Genomic DNA, 16,377 nt, shown 5'->3' on the forward strand with positions numbered 1-16,377 from the left:
GCGACCCGACCTCCCGACCCTAGCGGGGCGTACCGGAGGGGAGTCGGTCGGTCAGCAGTTGCCGAGGGTGGCCAGCGGCGGGAGGCAGAGGGTGACCGGCCCGGGGACCTGGATGATCGGCGGTGGCGTCGACGCGCTCGAGCCGCCGCCCGGCAGCGGTGGCAGCGGCAGCGGCGGCAGCAGCCCCCCGCCGGGGGTGGTGGGGGCCGGGGTGGTCGGCAGGCCGCCACCCGGCGTCGTGCCCGGGACGGGGACCGGCGTGGGGGTCGGCGCGGCCGGCGCGGTCGGCGCGGGCGGGGTCGTCCCCGTACCGGCCTGGGTCGACGGGCCGGGGCTCTCGCCCGTCGTGGTCACCGGCGGGGCCGGGTCGGGTGCCGGGCAGGGCGCGGGGACCGGTCCCAGGTCGTCGGTCCCGGACACGGCGGGCCCGCCCGGGCACGCGACGGCGGCCTGCAGCCCGCCGGTGCGCGCACCGATCTCGGCCAGCAGCGTCAGCGACCGGCCGACGGCCTCGGTGGTCTCGCCGGGCATCCGCGGCTGCAGCGCGGCCAGCTCGGCCGACTGCACCGCGGCCCACTCGGCCAGCTCGTCGAGGGGCTCGCCGTCCTGGGTGTCGACGGCGCGGTCGGCCAGCCAGGACGCACCCTCGCTGGTCTGCTCGTCCATCGTGCGGAGGGTCTCCAGGACGAGCGCGGGGTCCGCGCCGGCCGCCGAGACGCCGTCGCCAGCGGGCTCGACGGGTGCGACCGGCAGCGCCGTGCCGCCCTCGCCGACCAGCGCCTCCACCTCGTCGAGCCGGGTGCTGGCGAAGTCGAGCAGCGTCCGGCCCCGGGCGTCGCCGGCGAGGGCCAGCTGGGTCTGCTCCGTGCCGCGCTTGAGGTCGTAGAGGACGTCGCCGGGCCGGGCGCCGTCGGCCACCGCCACCAGGCCGGCGAGGGCGGTCACCGTCAGGGCGGCGCCGGCCAGGCCTGCGGTGAACCGGGAACGCCAGCGCGCGGGCCGGACGTCGGGGGCGCGGACGGCCAGCAGCCGCTGCATCCCGCCGGCGGGCGCCGGCTCCGGGGTGCGGACGGCGGCCATCGCGACCAGCCGGGCGCGCGTGGCGGCCCGGAAGGCGGGGTCGGGCTCGCCGTCGAGGTGCGGCGCGAGCCCGTGCAGCCGCGCGACGACGGCTTCCTCGCGCTCGTGCACGCTCACCTGGGGCCTCCGGACGTCGTTCCTGCGGGGACGCCACCGACCGGCGCACCCCGCTGCACCCGCTCCAACGAGGGGTGAGGATATTCGGTTACGGCCCCGACGATTCGTTTTCCGCTCATCGCAGACCGTCCGGGAGGAGCCCCGCCAGGCGGCGCACGGCGCGGTGCTGGAGCGCCTTGATGGCGCCGTCCTTCTTCCCCATGATCTCGGCGGTCTCGGACACCGAGAGGCCGTGGATGAAGCGCAGCACGATGCACTCCTGCTGCTCGCTGCCCAGCTGCTGCACGCAGGCCAGGAGCTCCCGGTTCGTGAGGTGCTGGACCACCGCGTCCTCGGGGCCGTCGGTGGCCCGGTCGGCGTCGCGCATGTCCGCCGTGGTCACCTCGAGCCGGTACCGGCTGCTCTTCACGTGGTCGCGGATGATGTTGCGGGCGATGGTGACCAGCCAGGCGCCGACGTCGCGGCCCTGGAAGGACAGCGAGTCGATGCGGCGCAGCGCCCGGACGAACGTCTCGCTGGTGACGTCCTCCGCGGTGGCGCGGTCACCGACCCGGTAGTAGACGTACCGGTGGACCATCGACACGTAGTGGTCGTAGAGCCGGCCGAAGGCCTCGGCGTCCCCGGCCTGGGCCTGGGACACCAGCTCCCAGACGTCGATGCCCTCCGGGGCCGGGGTGAGATCGGGTTCCAGCGCCTCGGCCTCGTCGACCTCCTCGGTGTCCACCGCCGGGGCGGGCAGCTCCTCGACGACGTTCGGCTCGGGGAGGGCCTCCGCACTGGACCGCGGGAACGGGGTCGGTCGCGGCCTGGGGGAGGGCCGCGGGTGCGGGGTGGGTCTCGCGGACCCTGTCGGAGGCGACGAAGCGAGCTCTCGCCCCGCGTCCAGAGGGTGCGGCATGCGGGCGATCGACCTCCTTGCCGGCCCGCGTACCAGGACGTCTTCCCCCGACGCACCCGGCGGGGAACGGGCGCGCGATGCTGCAGGGCTGCCCCCATGGTGACAACATCGCCCCAGCCCGTCCAACCAGCTTGCCGGAATGCACGCGGAAGTGCCTGCCGGCGGCCGGCCGACAGCAGCGGCACCACGGAGGAGATGTGGAAGAGGCAGGCACGTCGCTCGCCGATCTCGTGCGGGCGGCCGCGCGACACCGGCCCGAGGCGCCGGCCGTGGTGGCGGGGGACGAGCGGCTGAGCTGGGCGGAGCTCGACGCGGCGGTCGACCGGGCCGCCGCCGGCTTCGCCGCGCACGGCCTCGCGCCGGGCGACCGGGTGGCGATCCAGCTGCCCAACGGCCTGTCCTGGCTGCGCGCCGCGCTGGGCGCCCTGCGGGCGGGGCTCGTCGTCGTCCCGGTGAACACCGCCTACACCGACCCCGAGCTCGAGTACGTGCTCACCGACTCCGGTGCCGCCCTGTTCGTCACGCGGACCATCCGGGAGCCCGTCGCCGGGGTGCCGGTGCAGGCGGGCCCGCCCGAGGCCGACGGCCCGGCGCCCGAGGTGGCGGTGGACCCCGTGGCGCCCTCCTTCCTGGCGTACACCAGCGGGACGACGGGCCGCCCCCGCGGCGCGATCCTCACCGCGGCCGCGCTGCGGGCCAACCAGGAGCAGTGCCTGGCCATGACGCCGCCGGTGGTGCGCGAGGACGACCGCGTCCTCCTGGTGCTGCCGCTGTTCCACGTCTACGGGCTCAACGCCGGGTTCGGCCTGGTCGCGGCCACCGGTGCCTGCGCCGTCCTGCAGGAGACCTTCGACCCCCGCGCGTCGCTGGCCCTCATGGCCGAGGAGCACGTCACCGCCGTGCCCGGGGCGCCGCCGATGTACCAGGCCTGGCTGGCGACGGCCGACGCCCTCGACAGCGACACCGAGCTGCGGCGCGGGTTCGCGGCCATGCGGATGGCCTCGTCGGGTGCCGCGCCGCTCCCCGAGGACGTGTGGACGGCGATGCGTGACCGGGCCGCGGTCACCGTGTGGGAGGGCTACGGCCTGACCGAGGCGTCCCCGGTGGTGGCCAGCACCCTGGCCACCGGCCGGGCGAAGCCGAACTGCATCGGCGGACCCCTTCCCGGCGTGGAGCTGGAGCTGCGCGACACCGCGACCACGGAGGACGCCCAGGAGGGGCACGCGGACGAGGACCTCGAGGAAGGGCCCGGTGAGATCTGGGTCCGCGGGGCGAACCTCTTCGCCGGGTACTGGCCCGACGGCGCCGACGGTCCCGGCCCCGACGGGTGGCTGGGCACCGGCGACCTCGCCTACCACGACGCCGACGGCGACCTGCACCTGGTGGACCGGCGCAGCGACCTCGTCCTGGTCAGCGGCTTCAACGTCTACCCGGCCGAGGTGGAGCGGGTGCTCGAGTCGCACCCCGCGGTGGCGGAGAGCGCGGTCATCGGCGTGCCCGACCCGCGGACCGGTGCCGCGGTGCGTGCCGTCGTCGTCGTGCGGCCCGGTGAGCAGCTGACCTTCGAGGAGCTGCGGGCGCACGCCGCGGAGTCCCTCGCCCGGTACAAGGTGCCGACCTCGGTGCACTTCCTGCCCGCCCTGCCGCACTCGCTGACCGGGAAGGTGAGCCGGGCGCGGCTGCGCGAGCTGGGCCTGACCGGGCAGGACGCCGCCGAGGAGGCCGGGGTGGCCGCGGATGGCTGAGCCGGGCGCCCGGCTGCAGCTGCTGACGCGGGCCGGCTGCCACCTGTGCGAGATCGCGGGCGAGACGCTCGAGCGGGTCGCCGCCGAGGCCGGGGAGTCCGTCGTGGCGGTGGACGTCGACGCCGATCCGGAGCTGCAGGCGGAGTACGGCGACCGGGTGCCGGTGGTGCTGCTCGACGGGCGGGAGCACTCCTACTTCACCGTCGACGTGGGGCGGCTGCGCCGGGATCTCGGGCTCTGAGCCCCCCGGACGAGGGGCGCCACCGGGGTCGTTAGGGTGGTCCTCACCACAGCGGCACCCGTTCGGGCCGGTCAGGGGCCCGCGCACCGCGCAGCGACTTTGTTCCTGCGTTCACAAGCGGTTACCGTGGCGGACGCGGGTGGTTCTGCCCGCGTCCTTCTGTCCCGCGCCCTGACCACCTCGGGCGCGCTCGCTGTGGAGAGCCCGTGATCCAGCCGCGGCCCCGGACCATCCCGGAGGCCACCGTCGCCCGCCTGGCCGTGTACCTCCGGGTGCTGACGGCGCTGGCCGACGGCGGCCGGAGCACCGTCGCCTCCGGGGAGCTCGCCGCGGCGGCCGGCGTCAACCCCGCCGGGCTGCGCAAGGACCTCTCCCACCTCGGCCCCTGCGGTGTGCGCGGGGTCGGCTACGAGGTCCGGACGCTGCGCGACCGCATCTCGCGCGTGCTCGGCGTGGAGCGGTCGCGCGCCTGCGTGCTGGTCGGCATCGGCAACCTGGGGTCGGCGCTGGCCGACTACGCCGGTTTCGGGTCCCGGGGCTTCGAGTTCGTCGGCCTGTTCGACGCCGCCCCGGCGCGGGTCGGCCAGCGGATCGGCGGCCACACGGTGCGGGCGATGGACGAGCTGGAGGACGTCGTCGCGGCGTCCCAGGCGTCCATCGGGGTCATCACGACACCGGCCGAGGTGGCCCAGTCGGTCTGCGACCGGCTGGCCGCGGCCGGGGTGAGGAGCATCTTGAACTTCGCGCCGGTCACCCTCGCCGCCCCGCCCGGGGTCGACATCCGGAAGGTCGACCTGTCCGTGGAGCTGCAGGTGCTGGCGTTCCTCGGCCAGCAGCGGCTCGTCCCGGTCGAGGAACCGGCATGAGCGTCCTCGCGGTGGGCATCTCCCACCGGACCGCGCCCGTGTCGCTGCTCGAGCAGTTCGCGATGGGCCCCGACGACCGGGTCAAGGCGCTGCACGAGCTCGTCGGGAGCGACCACGTCACCGAGGCGCTGGTGCTCGCCACGTGCAACCGCATCGAGGTCTTCGCCGAGGTCGAGAAGTTCCACGGCGGCGTCACCGACGTCAGCCGGGTCCTCGCCCGCCAGGCCGGGGCCACGGTGGAGGAGCTCTCCCCGTACGTGACCGTGCACTACGAGGACCAGGCCGTCGCGCACCTGTTCACCGTCGCCTCCGGCCTCGACTCGATGGTCGTGGGCGAGACCCAGGTGCTGGGCCAGCTGCGTGCCGCCTACGCGCTCGCCCGCGAGGAGGGCACCGTCGGCCGGGCCCTGCACCCGGTCGCGCAGCGGGCGCTGCGGGTCGGCAAGCGGGTGCACACCGAGACCGGCATCGACCGGGCCGGCGCGTCCCTGGTGTCGGTCGCCCTCGACCGCGCCGAGCAGTCGATCGGCGGCCTCGAGGGCCGCCCGGTGCTCGTCGTCGGCGCCGGCTCGATGGGCGCGCTCGCGGCCGCGACCCTCGCCCGCCGGGGCGCCGCCGTCGTCGTCAGCAGCCGCACCGAGGCGCACGCCGCCCGCGTGGCCGAGGCCGTCGGGGGCCGTGCCGCCGACCTCGCCGACCTGCCCGCGGAGATCGCCACCGCCGACCTGCTGCTCACCTGCACCGGCGCCACGGGGCTCGTCGTCGGCACCGACGTCGTCGCCGAGGCGATGACCGGTCGCGACGGCCGCCCCCTCGCGGTCGTCGACCTCGCCCTGCCCCGGGACGTCGACCCCGGCGTGGCCGCGCTGCCGGGCGTGCACGTCGTGGACCTCGCACTCCTGCAGGCCGAGCGCGGCTCCGCCGCGGGGGCGCTGGCCGCCGACGACGTCGCGGCCGCGCACGCCCTCGTGGAGGCCGAGACCGCCCTGCTGCGAGCCGAGCGCCAGGCCGCCGAGGTGGCGCCCACCGTGTCGGCCCTGCGCAGCCAGGCCGCGGAGGTGGTCGACGCCGAGCTGCTGCGCCTGTCGACCCGCCTGCCCGACCTCGACGCCCGGGCGCGGGCCGAGATCGCCCGCACCGTCCGCCGGGTCGTGGACAAGCTGCTGCACGAGCCGACGGTGCGCGTGAAGGAGCTGGCCGCCTCGTCCGGTGACACCGACTACGCCGGTGCGCTGCGCGCGCTGTTCGGCCTGGGCATCGACACGCCCGTCGAGGTCCTGTCGGACGCCGTCCGGGTGGACCCTGACCTGCGGGCCGGGGAGGCGTCGTGACCACGTCCACCGTCACCGCCACCCTGCGCCTGGGCACCCGGGCCAGCCTGCTGGCGCGCACCCAGTCCCAGGCCGTCGCCGACGCGATCACCGCCGCGACCGGTGCGGCCGTCGAGCTCGTGCCGATCGTCACCGAGGGCGACCGCTCGCGGGCGGCGATCCAGCAGCTCGGCGGCACCGGCGTCTTCGTGGCCGCGCTCCGGGACGCCCTGCTCGCGGGCGAGGTCGACCTCGCGGTGCACAGCTACAAGGACCTGCCGACGGCGCCCGCACCGGGTCTCACGATCGCGGCGGTGCCCGGTCGCGAGGACCCGCGCGACGCGCTGGTCGCCCGCGACGGCCTCACCCTCGGCGAGCTGCCGCCGGGGTCCAGGGTGGGCACCGGCGCCCCGCGGCGCGTCGCCCAGCTCCGGGCGCTGGGGCTCGGTCTCGACGTCGTCCCGATCCGGGGCAACGTCGACACCCGCATGGGGCGGGTGGCCGACGGCGACCTCGACGCCGTCGTCCTCGCCCGCGCCGGGCTGAGTCGCCTCGGCCGGCTCGACGCCATCACCGAGACCCTCGACCCCCTCCAGGTCCTCCCCGCACCGGCGCAGGGCGCCCTGGCGGTCGAGTGCCGTGCCAGCGACGCCCGCACCCGCGAGCTGATCGGCCGGCTGGAGGACCCCGTCGTCCGCGCCTGCGTCCAGGCCGAGCGCAGCACGCTGGCCGCTCTCGAGGCCGGGTGCAGCGCCCCCGTCGCCGCCTACGCGGTGATCGCCGAGGGCGGGGCATCCGAGGGCGACTCGGGTCCCGAACTGTTCCTCCGCGCCTCCGTGACCGCGATCGACGGCAGCGACGCCGTCCGCGGCTCGGTGAGCGGCCCGCCGGCCGATGCCGCCGCCCTCGGGCGGGCGCTGGCCGCGGAACTCCTCGACCGCGGCGCGGCCGAGCTCATGGCGGTGGGCCAGTGATCGCCCACCCCGTCCAGACCCCCGTAACAGCGGCCCTCAGGGCCGTGCCGATCGCCCGGCCGAGCCGGGCAGAGATCAGGAGCACGCGATGACGCGCGTCAAGAAGACCGCAGGCCAGACGGGCCGGGTCGTCTTCGTCGGAGCAGGACCGGGTGACCCGGGCATGCTCACCGCCCGGGCGACGGCGGCGCTGGCCGAGGCCGCCCTCGTCCTCGTCGACCCGGAGGTCTCGCCGGCCGTCCAGGACGCCGTCCGCGAGGCGAACCCCGGCACCGAGCTGAGCGCCGCCGTCGGCGAGCCGGCGGAGGTCGCCAAGGCCGCCGTCGAGGCCGCCAAGAAGGGCGCCGTCGTCGTCCGCCTGGTGGCCGGCGACCCCTACGCCGCGGACGGTGTGGTCAAGGAGGTGCTGGCCGTCGGCCGGACCTCCGTGCCCTTCGACGTCGTGCCCGGCGTGGCCACCGCGACCGCAGTGCCCGCCTACGCCGGCGTCGCCACCGGCGGCACCGCGGTGACCGCCGACCTGCGCAGCGGCGTCGACGTGCCGGCCCTCGCGGCCGCGGCGCACGCGACCGGCGGCACGCTGGTGCTCCAGGGCAACGCCGAGGACCTCCCCGACGCCGCCGCCCGGCTGGTCGAGGGTGGGCTGGCGGCCACGACGCCGGTCGTCGTCACCACCGGCGGCTCCGGCACGGCGCAGAAGAGCGTCGTCGCCAAGCTCGCCGCCGTGGCCGAGAAGACCGCGGGGGTGGAGGCCTTCACCGGCCCCGTCGTCGCCACGGTCGGCACCGCCGTCGACAAGCGCGCCCGCCTGTCCTGGTGGGAGAGCCGGCCGCTGTTCGGCTGGCGCGTGCTGGTGCCGCGCACCAAGGACCAGGCCGGCGAGATGAGCGACCGGCTGCGCGCCTACGGGGCCGTCCCCGTCGAGGTGCCGACCATCGCCGTGGAGCCGCCGCGCAGCCCGGCGCAGATGGACCGCGCCATCAAGGGCCTGGTCACCGGCCGCTACGGCTGGATCGTCTTCACCTCGGTCAACGCGGTGAAGGCCGTCCGCGAGAAGTTCGCCGAGCTGGGCCTCGACGCCCGCGCGTTCGCCGGCGTCAAGGTCGCCTGCGTGGGCGAGCAGACCGCCGAGGCCGTGCGCGCCTTCGGCATCCAGCCCGAGCTGGTGCCCTCGGGCGAGCAGTCCAGCCAGGGCCTGCTGGCCGACTTCCCGCCCTACGACGACGTCTTCGACCCGATCGACCGGGTGCTGCTGCCCCGCGCCGACATCGCGACCGAGACGCTCGCCGCCGGGCTGCAGGAACGCGGCTGGGAGATCGACGACGTCACCGCCTACCGCACCGTCCGGGCGGCTCCGCCGGCCGCGTCGGTCCGCGAGGCGATCAAGGGCGGCGGCTTCGACGCCGTCTGCTTCACCTCCTCGAGCACCGTGCGCAACCTCGTCGGCATCGCCGGCAAGCCGCACGCGAAGACCGTCGTCGCCGTGATCGGCCCGGCCACCGCGGCCAGCGCCCAGGAGTTCGGCCTGCGCGTCGACGTGCAGCCGGAGACGGCCGCCGTCGCGCCGCTGGTCGACGCCCTGGCCGAGTACGCCCTGTCGCTGCGCGAGTCGGAGGACGGCGAGGGCAAGTGATCTCGGTCGGCGGCGCCAACCCCGGCTTCGCGCGCGGGCGCCGGCTCCGGTCGACGCCCGCGCTGCGGCGGCTCACCGCGCAGACGCGGCTGGCGCCGGCCGACTTCGTGCTGCCGGTCTTCGTCAAGCAGGGCATCGACGAGCCGGTCGCGATCAGCTCGATGCCCGGCGTCGTCCAGCACACCCTGGACTCGCTCCGGAAGGCGGCGCACGAGGCCGCCGACGCCGGGATCGGCGGGCTGATGCTCTTCGGCATCCCCGGCGAGAAGGACGCCGTCGGCTCGCAGGCCGACGCCGCCGACGGCATCGTCAACGTCGCGCTGCGGCAGCTGCGGTCCGACCTCGGGGACGAGCTCGTCCTGATGGCCGACCTGTGCCTGTGCGAGTACACCGACCACGGGCACTGCGGCGTGGTCACGCCCGCAGGAGTCGTCGACAACGACCCGACCCTGGACCGGTACGCCGCGGTCGCCGTCGCGCAGGCGCAGGCCGGGGCCCACGTCATCGCGCCCAGCGGGATGATGGACGGCCAGGTGGCCGCGATCCGTGCGGCCCTGGACGGCGCCGCGTACACCGAGACGCCGGTGCTGGCCTACGCCGCCAAGTACGCGAGCGGGTTCTACGGGCCGTTCCGCGAGGCCGCCGAGGGTGCGCCGCAGTTCGGCGACCGCTCGACCTACCAGATGGACCCGCCCAACGCCGACGAGGCGCTGCGCGAGGTGGCCCAGGACCTCGCCGAGGGCGCCGACGCCGTCATGGTGAAGCCGGCGCTGCCCTACCTGGACATCATCACGCGGGTCGCCGACGCGGTGCACGTGCCGGTGAGCGCGTACCAGGTCAGCGGCGAGTACGCGATGGTCGAGGCGGCCGCGGCCAACGGCTGGGTGGACCGCGAGCGGGCCATCCTGGAGACCCTGACCGCGATCCGCCGCGCAGGCGCCGGGACCGTGCTCACCTACTGGGCGGTCGAGGCCGCGCGCCTGCTCCGCCGCTGACGTGACCGGGGGGACGGGAGAGGGCTACGTCGAGCCGGGTGGCAGCTGGCGGCCGTTCTGGCTGGTCGCCGGGGCGCTCGCCGTCTTCCTCGTGCTCGACCTCGCGCTGCCCGGCGGTGACGTGCCGGCGTTGCTGTGGCTGGTCGCCGTCGTCGGGGTGCTCGGTGTCGTCGGGATCGGCTGCCTGTCGGCCCGCCGCGTCTGGACGGTCCGCGTGGACGACGAGGGCCTCTCCGTCGGGCGCGAGACGGTCCGGTACGCCGACATCGACGTCGACCACCTGCGCGCCGTCGACGCCGGCGTCGACGCCGGCGCGCCGGTGCTGGGTGGCGGGTGGTCGCTGCCCAAGGGCCGCACGGGCCTGCCGCTGAAGCTCACCGACGGCCGCACGGTGCTCGTGCCGACGCGCGATCCCGCCCCGCTCCACGAGGCCCTCGTGGGCAGGCTCGCCGACACCCGTGACCGGCCGTCAGGAACAGAAGGGACACTGGGCCGGTGACCTCGCTGGACAGCACCGCCTACACCTACGAGGCGCCGGTCTCGGCCGACCTCTTCGCCCGCGGCCGCGGGATCATCCCCGGCGGGGTGAACAGCCCGGTGCGCGCCTTCCAGGCCGTCGGCGGCACCCCGCGGTTCATGGTCGAGGGCTCCGGGCCCTGGCTCACCGACGCCGACGGACGGCGCTACGTCGACCTGGTCAGCTCCTGGGGGCCGCTGCTGCTGGGCCACGCGCACCCCGCCGTCGTCGAGGCCGTCACCGCCGCCGCGCGGCGCGGGCTGTCCTTCGGCGCCCCCACCGAGGGCGAGCTGGACCTCGCCGAGGAGATCCGCGACCGCGTGGCGCCGGTCGAGAAGGTGCGGCTGGTCAACTCCGGCACCGAGGCGGTGCTCTCCGCCGTCCGGCTGGCCCGCGGCACGACCGGACGGCCGCTGGTGGTGAAGTTCGCCGGCAACTACCACGGCCACGTCGACGCGTTGCTGGCCTCGGCCGGCTCCGGCGTCGCGACGCTCGGCCTGCCCGACACCCCGGGCGTGACGACCGGCGCGGCCGCCGACACCGTGGTCCTGCCCTACAACGACGTCGCCGCCGTCGAGGCCGTCTTCGCCGAGCGGGGGAGCGAGATCGCCTGCGTGATCAGCGAGGCGGCCGCGGGGAACATGGGCGTGGTCCCGCCGCTGGACGGCTTCAACTCCGAGCTGCGGCGGCTCACCGCCGCGCACGGCGCGCTGCTGGTCCTGGACGAGGTCATGACCGGCTTCCGCGTCTCGCGCTCGGGCTGGTACGGCCTCGACCCCGTCGACGCCGACCTGTTCACCTTCGGCAAGGTCATGGGCGGCGGGCTGCCGGCGGCGGCCTTCGGCGGGCGGGCCGACCTGATGGACCAGCTGGCGCCGATCGGCCCCGTCTACCAGGCCGGCACGCTGTCCGGGAACCCGGTCGCGGTCGCCGCGGGGCTGACCACGCTCCGGCACTGCACGGACGAGGTCTACGCGCACTGCGACGAGGTGGCGGCCGTCCTCCGCGGGGCCGCCAGCGCGGCGCTCTTCGCCGCCGGGGTGCCGCACCGCGTCCAGCAGGCCGGCTCGATGTTCTCGATCTTCTTCGTGCCCGACGAGCGTCAGGTCCGCGACTACGACGACGCGAAGACCCAGGACGTCTCCCGCTACACCGCCTTCTTCCACGCCATGCTGGCCCGCGGCGTGTACCTGCCGCCCTCGGCGTTCGAGGCGTGGTTCGTCAACGCGGCGCTGTCGGGGGAGGCCCTCGACCGGGTGCTCGAGGCGCTGCCGGCTGCTGCCCGCGCCGCCGCCGAGGTGGACGAGCACCGCACCGGGGAGCTCGGCAGCGAGAGGTCCACGTGAGCGGCACCACGGTCGTCCACCTCCTCCGCCACGGCGAGGTCTTCAACCCCCGGGGCGTGCTGTACGGCCGGCTGCCCGGCTACCGGCTGTCGACCACGGGCGAGGCGATGGCGCTGGCCGCGGCGGAGTGGTTCGCCGGCAAGGACGTCACGCACCTGGTGTCGAGCCCGCTCGAACGCGCGCAGCAGACCGCCGCGCCGCTGGCGGAGTCGCTGTCGCTCCCCGTCGCGATCGACGACCGGCTGATCGAGGCCGGCAACGCCTTCGAGGGGATGGAGGTGGCCGGCGGAGCGGGCGTGTTCCGCGCCCCGCGCAACTGGTGGAAGCTCCGCAACCCCTTCGAGCCCTCCTGGGGCGAGCCCTACGTCGAGATCGCCGCGCGCATGCTCGCCGCGGTCGAGGCGGCGCGGGACGCCGCCCGCGGGCACGAGGCGGTGCTGGTCAGCCACCAGCTGCCCATCTGGACGACGCGGCTGCACGTGGAGGGCCGGCGCTACGTGCACGACCCGCGGCGCCGGCAGTGCGCCCTGGCCAGCGTCACCTCCCTGACCTACGACGGCGACCGCTTCGTCGGGCTGGGCTACGCGGAGCCCGCGGGGGCCACCGACCCCGACGCGGTGCCCGGCGCATGAGGCGCCTCGTCCTCGCGCTGGGCGCGGCGGCCCTCGTAGCCGGCTGCTCGACGGGCGCCGACCAGGTCGACGTGAACAACGGCGGCGAGTTCCGCTTCGTGGCCGCGACCCCGAGCGGCGAGGTCATCCCCCCGGACGAGCGCGGGGCCGCCCCCGAGTTCAGCGGCACGCTGCTCGACGGTGGCGACTTCAGCTCCGACGAGCTCGCCGGGGACGTCGCCGTCCTCAACTTCTGGGGATCGTGGTGCGCGCCCTGCCGGGTGGAGACACCGGAGTTCCAGGAGGTCTACGCCGACGTCCGCGACGACGGCGTCCAGTTCCTCGGGCTGAACGTCAAGGAGCCCGACGAGCAGTTCGCCCTGCAGTTCGTCGAGCGCTTCGGGATCGAGTTCCCCTCGCTCTACGACCCGCGCGGGGAGGTGGCGCTGGCGTTCCGGGACTACCCGGCCAACGCCATCCCGTCCACCATCGTGCTGGACCCGGACGGCCGGGTCGCCGCGGTCTACACCGGCGAGGTGTCGCAGGAGGACCTGCGCCGCGTGATCGACCTGGTGCTGGAGGAGGCCTGACGTGGGTGAGACCTTCGCCGGCCTCGTCACCGACGGCCCGCTGCTCGTCGCCGCGGCCGTCGCGGCGCTGGTGGGCCTGATCAGCTTCGCCTCGCCCTGCGTGCTGCCGCTGGTGCCGGGCTACCTGTCCTACGTCACCGGGCTGGTCGGCAGCGGCGCACCGGCGTCCCGGCCGGCGGGCTCGGGCGGGACGGCGACCGCCGTCCGCACCGAGGTCCCGCCGCGCGCCCGGATGGTGCTGGGCGCGTCGCTGTTCGTGCTCGGCTTCACGCTGGTCTTCGTCGCGTTCGGCGCGGCCTTCGGCGGCCTGGGCCGGCTCATGGTGCAGCACGCGGACCTGCTCAACCGGGTGTTCGGCGTGATCACCGTCGTCGTCGGGCTGGGCTTCCTGGGCTGGCTGCCCCTGCTGCAGCGCACCAAGCGGCTCAGCGCGCGGCCGGCCGTCGGCCTGGCCGGGGCGCCGCTGCTGGGCATCGTGTTCGGCCTGGGCTGGACCCCGTGCCTGGGCCCGACGCTGTCGGCGGTGTACTCGCTGGCGTTCTCCGAGGCGACGGCGACCCGTGGTGCCGTCCTGAGCGTCGCCTACTGCATCGGTCTGGGTGTGCCGTTCGTGCTGGTCGCGCTGGGTGCCCGCTGGGCGGTCGGGGCGACGTCGTTCCTGCGCCGGCACGCGCAGGCGGTGACGCGGTTCGGCGGGGCGGTGCTGGTGCTGGTCGGGCTGCTCCTGCTCACCGGCGCCTGGACCGAGATGATGCAGTGGCTGCGCTCCTGGCTGGCCGCGACCGGCTTCGGGGAGTCGGCCCTGTGAGCACCATCGCCCCTCCGCGGCCGCCCGCGCCGGCGCCGTCGCCCTCGGCCCCCCGGCGCGGTGCCGGGCTCCTGCTGCGCTGGTGGCGCCGGCTGACCGCGATGCGCACGGCCATCGTGCTGCTGTTCCTGCTCGCGCTGGCCGCCGTCCCCGGCTCGCTGCTGCCCCAGCGGTCGCTGTCGCAGAACAACGTCAACCAGTACTTCACCGAGTACCCGACGCTCGCGCCGGTGCTCGACCGGCTGTACCTGTTCGACGTCTTCAGCTCGCCGTGGTTCGCCGCGGTGTACCTGCTGCTCTTCGTCTCCCTGATCGGCTGCGTGCTGCCCCGCGGGCTCGAGCACTTCCGCGCCATGCGGGCCGCGCCCCCGGCGGCGCCCCGCAACCTGCTGCGGCTGCCCGACGCCGGCGAGCTGGGCACCCCGCTGCCGGCGGAGCAGGCGCTCGACGTCGTGGAGGAGGAGCTCCGGGTCCGCCGGTTCCGCGTCGTCCGCCGCGAGACCGCGCGGGGCCCGGAGCTGTCGGCCGAGAAGGGCTACCTCAAGGAGACCGGCAACCTGCTGTTCCACCTCTCGCTGGTGGCGCTGCTGCTCGGCCTGGCCGGCGGGAAGCTGTGGGGCTACGAGGGCAGCATCCTGGTCACCGAGGGCCAGGGCTTCTGCAACTCCTTCCAGCAGTACGACACCTACTCGTCGGGTCCGCTGGTCGACAGCGGGGACCTCAGCCCGCTGTGCGTCGACCTCGACGACTTCCGCGCCGAGTACGAGGAGAACCTGACCGCGGCCTCGTTCACCGCCGACATCCGCTACGGCGGCCCGGGGGAGGAGGGGCGGAGGACGACGATCGGCGTCAACGAGCCGCTGCGCCTCGACGGCGACCGCGTCTACGTGACCGGGCACGGCTTCAGCCCGACGTTCACCGTCACCCGCCCGGACGGCACCTCGCTGGAGGACGTGTCGGTGCCGTTCCTGCCCTCGGACCAGTCGACGATGGCCAGCCAGGGCGCGCTCAAGGTGCCCGACCTGCAGGCCGACGGCGAGGACCAGCTGGCGATCGAGGGCTTCTTCGCCCCGACCGGGCTGGTGCAGGGCGGGATCCTCACCTCCGTCGACCCGCGCCCCCTGGCGCCGCAGGTCGCGATCGTCGCCTACTCCGGCTACCTGGGCCTGGACTCCGGCATCCCGCAGTCGGTCTACTCGCTCGACGCCTCGCAGATCGACCGCGGCAGCCTCACCGAGGTCGGGGCGGCGAACCTGGCCGTCGGGGAGTCGACCACGCTCCCCGACGGGACGACGATCGCGTTCACCGGGTTCCGCGAGTTCGCCGCCTTCCAGTTCTCGCACGACCCCGGCCAGGTGTGGGTGCTCGTCTCCTCGATCGCGCTGCTCACGGGGCTGCTGGGCATGCTGCTGCTGCGCCGCGAACGGGTCTTCGCCCGGGCAGAACCCGCTCCCGGCGACGGCGGTACCGTGCTCACGCTGGCCTCGCTCACCCGGGGCAGCGGCGAGAACGGGCCCCGGTTCGCCGCCCTCACCGACGACCTGGGTGCCGCGTTGACCAAGCGGCACGGCACCCGTGCACCCGAAACCGGAGGACCACCCGCGTGACTGCTGACCAGCTCGCCTCGCTGTCGGACACCCTCTTCTCGATCAGCATCGCGCTGTACTCCGTGGCCATGGTGGCCTTCTGCGCGCAGCTCGCCTTCGGCCGCCGGACGACGCGGGCCCGCGAGCTGGTCGGTGCCGGTGGCCCGGCCCTCCCCGCTCCCGAGCCCACCCCGGCGTCCGCGGAGGACACCCGCGGTCGCCGCTGGGGCGCCATCGCCCTGGGCCTGACCGCCCTCGGCGCCGTGGCCCACGGCGCGGTCCTGGTCACGCGCGGGCTGGCCACCGACCGGCTGCCCTGGGGCAACATGTACGAGTTCTCGACGGCGACCGTCTTCGTCGCCGTCGTGGCCTACCTGGTCTTCGCCGTCCGCACGCCCGGCCTGCGGCACATCGGGCTGTTCGTCCTCGCGCCCGTCGTCCTGGCCATGGTGCTGATCGGCCTGTTCCTCTACGCCGAGGCCGGCCCGCTGGTGGCGGCGCTGCGGTCGTACTGGCTGGCCATCCACGTGAGCACGGCCATCATCGGGTTCGGCATCTTCTTCGTCAGCGGGATCGCCAGCATCCTGTACCTGGTCAAGACGCGCTCCGACGAGCGGGTCGCCGCCGGCGAGGAGGCCGGTGGCCTGCTCGCCCGGCTGCCCGGCGCCGCGGCGCTCGACCGGGTCGCCCACCGGACGGCGGTCTTCGGCTTCCCGATCTGGACGTTCACCGTCATCGCCGGCGCGATCTGGGCGGAGGCCGCCTGGGGCCGGTTCTGGGGCTGGGACCCCAAGGAGACCTGGGCCTTCATCGCCTGGGTCGTCTACGCCGCCTACCTGCACGCCCGGACGACGGCCGGCTGGCGGGGCAAGCCGGCTGCGTGGGTGAACGTCGTCGGCCTGGTCGTGATGATCTTCAACCTGACCTTCGTGAACATGGTGTCCACCGGCCTGCACAGCTACGCCGGCGTCAGCTGAGCACCGCTGTCCTCACGCTGCGTCACCGGCCCCGAGGCCTCGTCGCGCACCCGGTGGTGACGACGGCGCGGTTTCCGTGCTTC

Annotated in this window: 16 protein-coding genes; 14 read left to right on the forward strand and 2 right to left on the reverse strand. The window is 75.4% G+C overall.

What is annotated here, in order from left to right:
* Window positions 1-51: 51 nt before the first annotated feature.
* Window positions 52-1,197: a DUF5667 domain-containing protein gene (locus DCS98_RS08785; RefSeq protein WP_116450983.1), complete on the reverse strand. Its 1,146-nt coding sequence runs from the start codon at window positions 1,195-1,197 to the stop codon at window positions 52-54.
* A 115-nt stretch (window positions 1,198-1,312) separates the two neighbouring features.
* Window positions 1,313-1,921, reverse strand: a complete 609-nt coding sequence (locus DCS98_RS08790) for a sigma-70 family RNA polymerase sigma factor (protein WP_241037391.1) — start codon at window positions 1,919-1,921, stop codon at window positions 1,313-1,315.
* A gap of 371 nt (window positions 1,922-2,292) precedes the next feature.
* Between DCS98_RS08790 and DCS98_RS08795 the strand changes: the two genes are divergently transcribed.
* The 14 genes from DCS98_RS08795 (at window position 2,293) to ccsB (ending at window position 16,294) form a co-directional block, all read left to right on the forward strand.
* On the forward strand, window positions 2,293-3,840 hold the full coding sequence (locus tag DCS98_RS08795; protein WP_116450985.1) for an AMP-binding protein: 1,548 nt from the start codon (window positions 2,293-2,295) through the stop codon (window positions 3,838-3,840).
* Window positions 3,833-4,081 (forward strand): glutaredoxin family protein, encoded by a 249-nt coding sequence (locus tag DCS98_RS08800; RefSeq protein WP_116450986.1) that lies wholly within the window; start codon window positions 3,833-3,835, stop codon window positions 4,079-4,081. Before DCS98_RS08795 ends, DCS98_RS08800 begins: the two co-directional genes overlap by 8 nt.
* A gap of 206 nt (window positions 4,082-4,287) precedes the next feature.
* Window positions 4,288-4,947 carry a redox-sensing transcriptional repressor Rex gene (locus DCS98_RS08805; RefSeq protein ID WP_116450987.1) on the forward strand — a complete coding sequence of 220 codons (660 nt, stop codon included), beginning with the start codon at window positions 4,288-4,290 and terminating at the stop codon, window positions 4,945-4,947.
* Window positions 4,944-6,278 (forward strand): glutamyl-tRNA reductase, encoded by a 1,335-nt coding sequence (locus DCS98_RS08810; protein WP_116450988.1) that lies wholly within the window; start codon window positions 4,944-4,946, stop codon window positions 6,276-6,278. The genes DCS98_RS08805 and DCS98_RS08810 overlap by 4 nt, the downstream gene beginning before the upstream one ends.
* Window positions 6,275-7,231 carry a hydroxymethylbilane synthase gene (hemC, locus tag DCS98_RS08815; protein ID WP_116450989.1) on the forward strand — a complete coding sequence of 319 codons (957 nt, stop codon included), beginning with the start codon at window positions 6,275-6,277 and terminating at the stop codon, window positions 7,229-7,231. The genes DCS98_RS08810 and hemC overlap by 4 nt, the downstream gene beginning before the upstream one ends.
* Before the next feature lie 88 nt (window positions 7,232-7,319).
* On the forward strand, window positions 7,320-8,864 hold the full coding sequence (locus DCS98_RS08820) for a uroporphyrinogen-III synthase (RefSeq protein ID WP_116450990.1): 1,545 nt from the start codon (window positions 7,320-7,322) through the stop codon (window positions 8,862-8,864).
* Window positions 8,861-9,859: a porphobilinogen synthase gene (hemB, locus tag DCS98_RS08825; RefSeq protein WP_116450991.1), complete on the forward strand. Its 999-nt coding sequence runs from the start codon at window positions 8,861-8,863 to the stop codon at window positions 9,857-9,859. Before DCS98_RS08820 ends, hemB begins: the two co-directional genes overlap by 4 nt.
* Before the next feature lies 1 nt (window position 9,860).
* A complete protein-coding gene (locus tag DCS98_RS08830; RefSeq protein WP_116450992.1) occupies window positions 9,861-10,358 on the forward strand; it encodes a hypothetical protein in 498 nt (165 codons plus the stop codon).
* Window positions 10,355-11,722 carry a glutamate-1-semialdehyde 2,1-aminomutase gene (gene hemL / locus DCS98_RS08835; protein ID WP_116450993.1) on the forward strand — a complete coding sequence of 456 codons (1,368 nt, stop codon included), beginning with the start codon at window positions 10,355-10,357 and terminating at the stop codon, window positions 11,720-11,722. The genes DCS98_RS08830 and hemL overlap by 4 nt, the downstream gene beginning before the upstream one ends.
* On the forward strand, window positions 11,719-12,354 hold the full coding sequence (locus DCS98_RS08840; RefSeq protein ID WP_116450994.1) for a histidine phosphatase family protein: 636 nt from the start codon (window positions 11,719-11,721) through the stop codon (window positions 12,352-12,354). The genes hemL and DCS98_RS08840 overlap by 4 nt, the downstream gene beginning before the upstream one ends.
* Window positions 12,351-12,923 carry a TlpA family protein disulfide reductase gene (locus tag DCS98_RS08845; protein WP_116450995.1) on the forward strand — a complete coding sequence of 191 codons (573 nt, stop codon included), beginning with the start codon at window positions 12,351-12,353 and terminating at the stop codon, window positions 12,921-12,923. The genes DCS98_RS08840 and DCS98_RS08845 overlap by 4 nt, the downstream gene beginning before the upstream one ends.
* Window position 12,924: 1 nt before the next feature.
* A complete protein-coding gene (locus DCS98_RS08850) occupies window positions 12,925-13,731 on the forward strand; it encodes a cytochrome c biogenesis CcdA family protein (RefSeq protein ID WP_116450996.1) in 807 nt (268 codons plus the stop codon).
* A complete protein-coding gene (resB, locus tag DCS98_RS08855; protein WP_116450997.1) occupies window positions 13,728-15,338 on the forward strand; it encodes a cytochrome c biogenesis protein ResB in 1,611 nt (536 codons plus the stop codon). The genes DCS98_RS08850 and resB overlap by 4 nt, the downstream gene beginning before the upstream one ends.
* Window positions 15,335-16,294, forward strand: a complete 960-nt coding sequence (ccsB, locus tag DCS98_RS08860) for a c-type cytochrome biogenesis protein CcsB (RefSeq protein ID WP_206340165.1) — start codon at window positions 15,335-15,337, stop codon at window positions 16,292-16,294. The genes resB and ccsB overlap by 4 nt, the downstream gene beginning before the upstream one ends.
* The last annotated feature ends 83 nt before the right edge of the window (window positions 16,295-16,377 follow it).

This window comes from Blastococcus litoris (genome assembly GCF_003075095.1).
In the GTDB taxonomy this organism is placed as follows: Bacteria; Actinomycetota; Actinomycetes; order Mycobacteriales; family Geodermatophilaceae; genus Blastococcus_B; species Blastococcus_B litoris.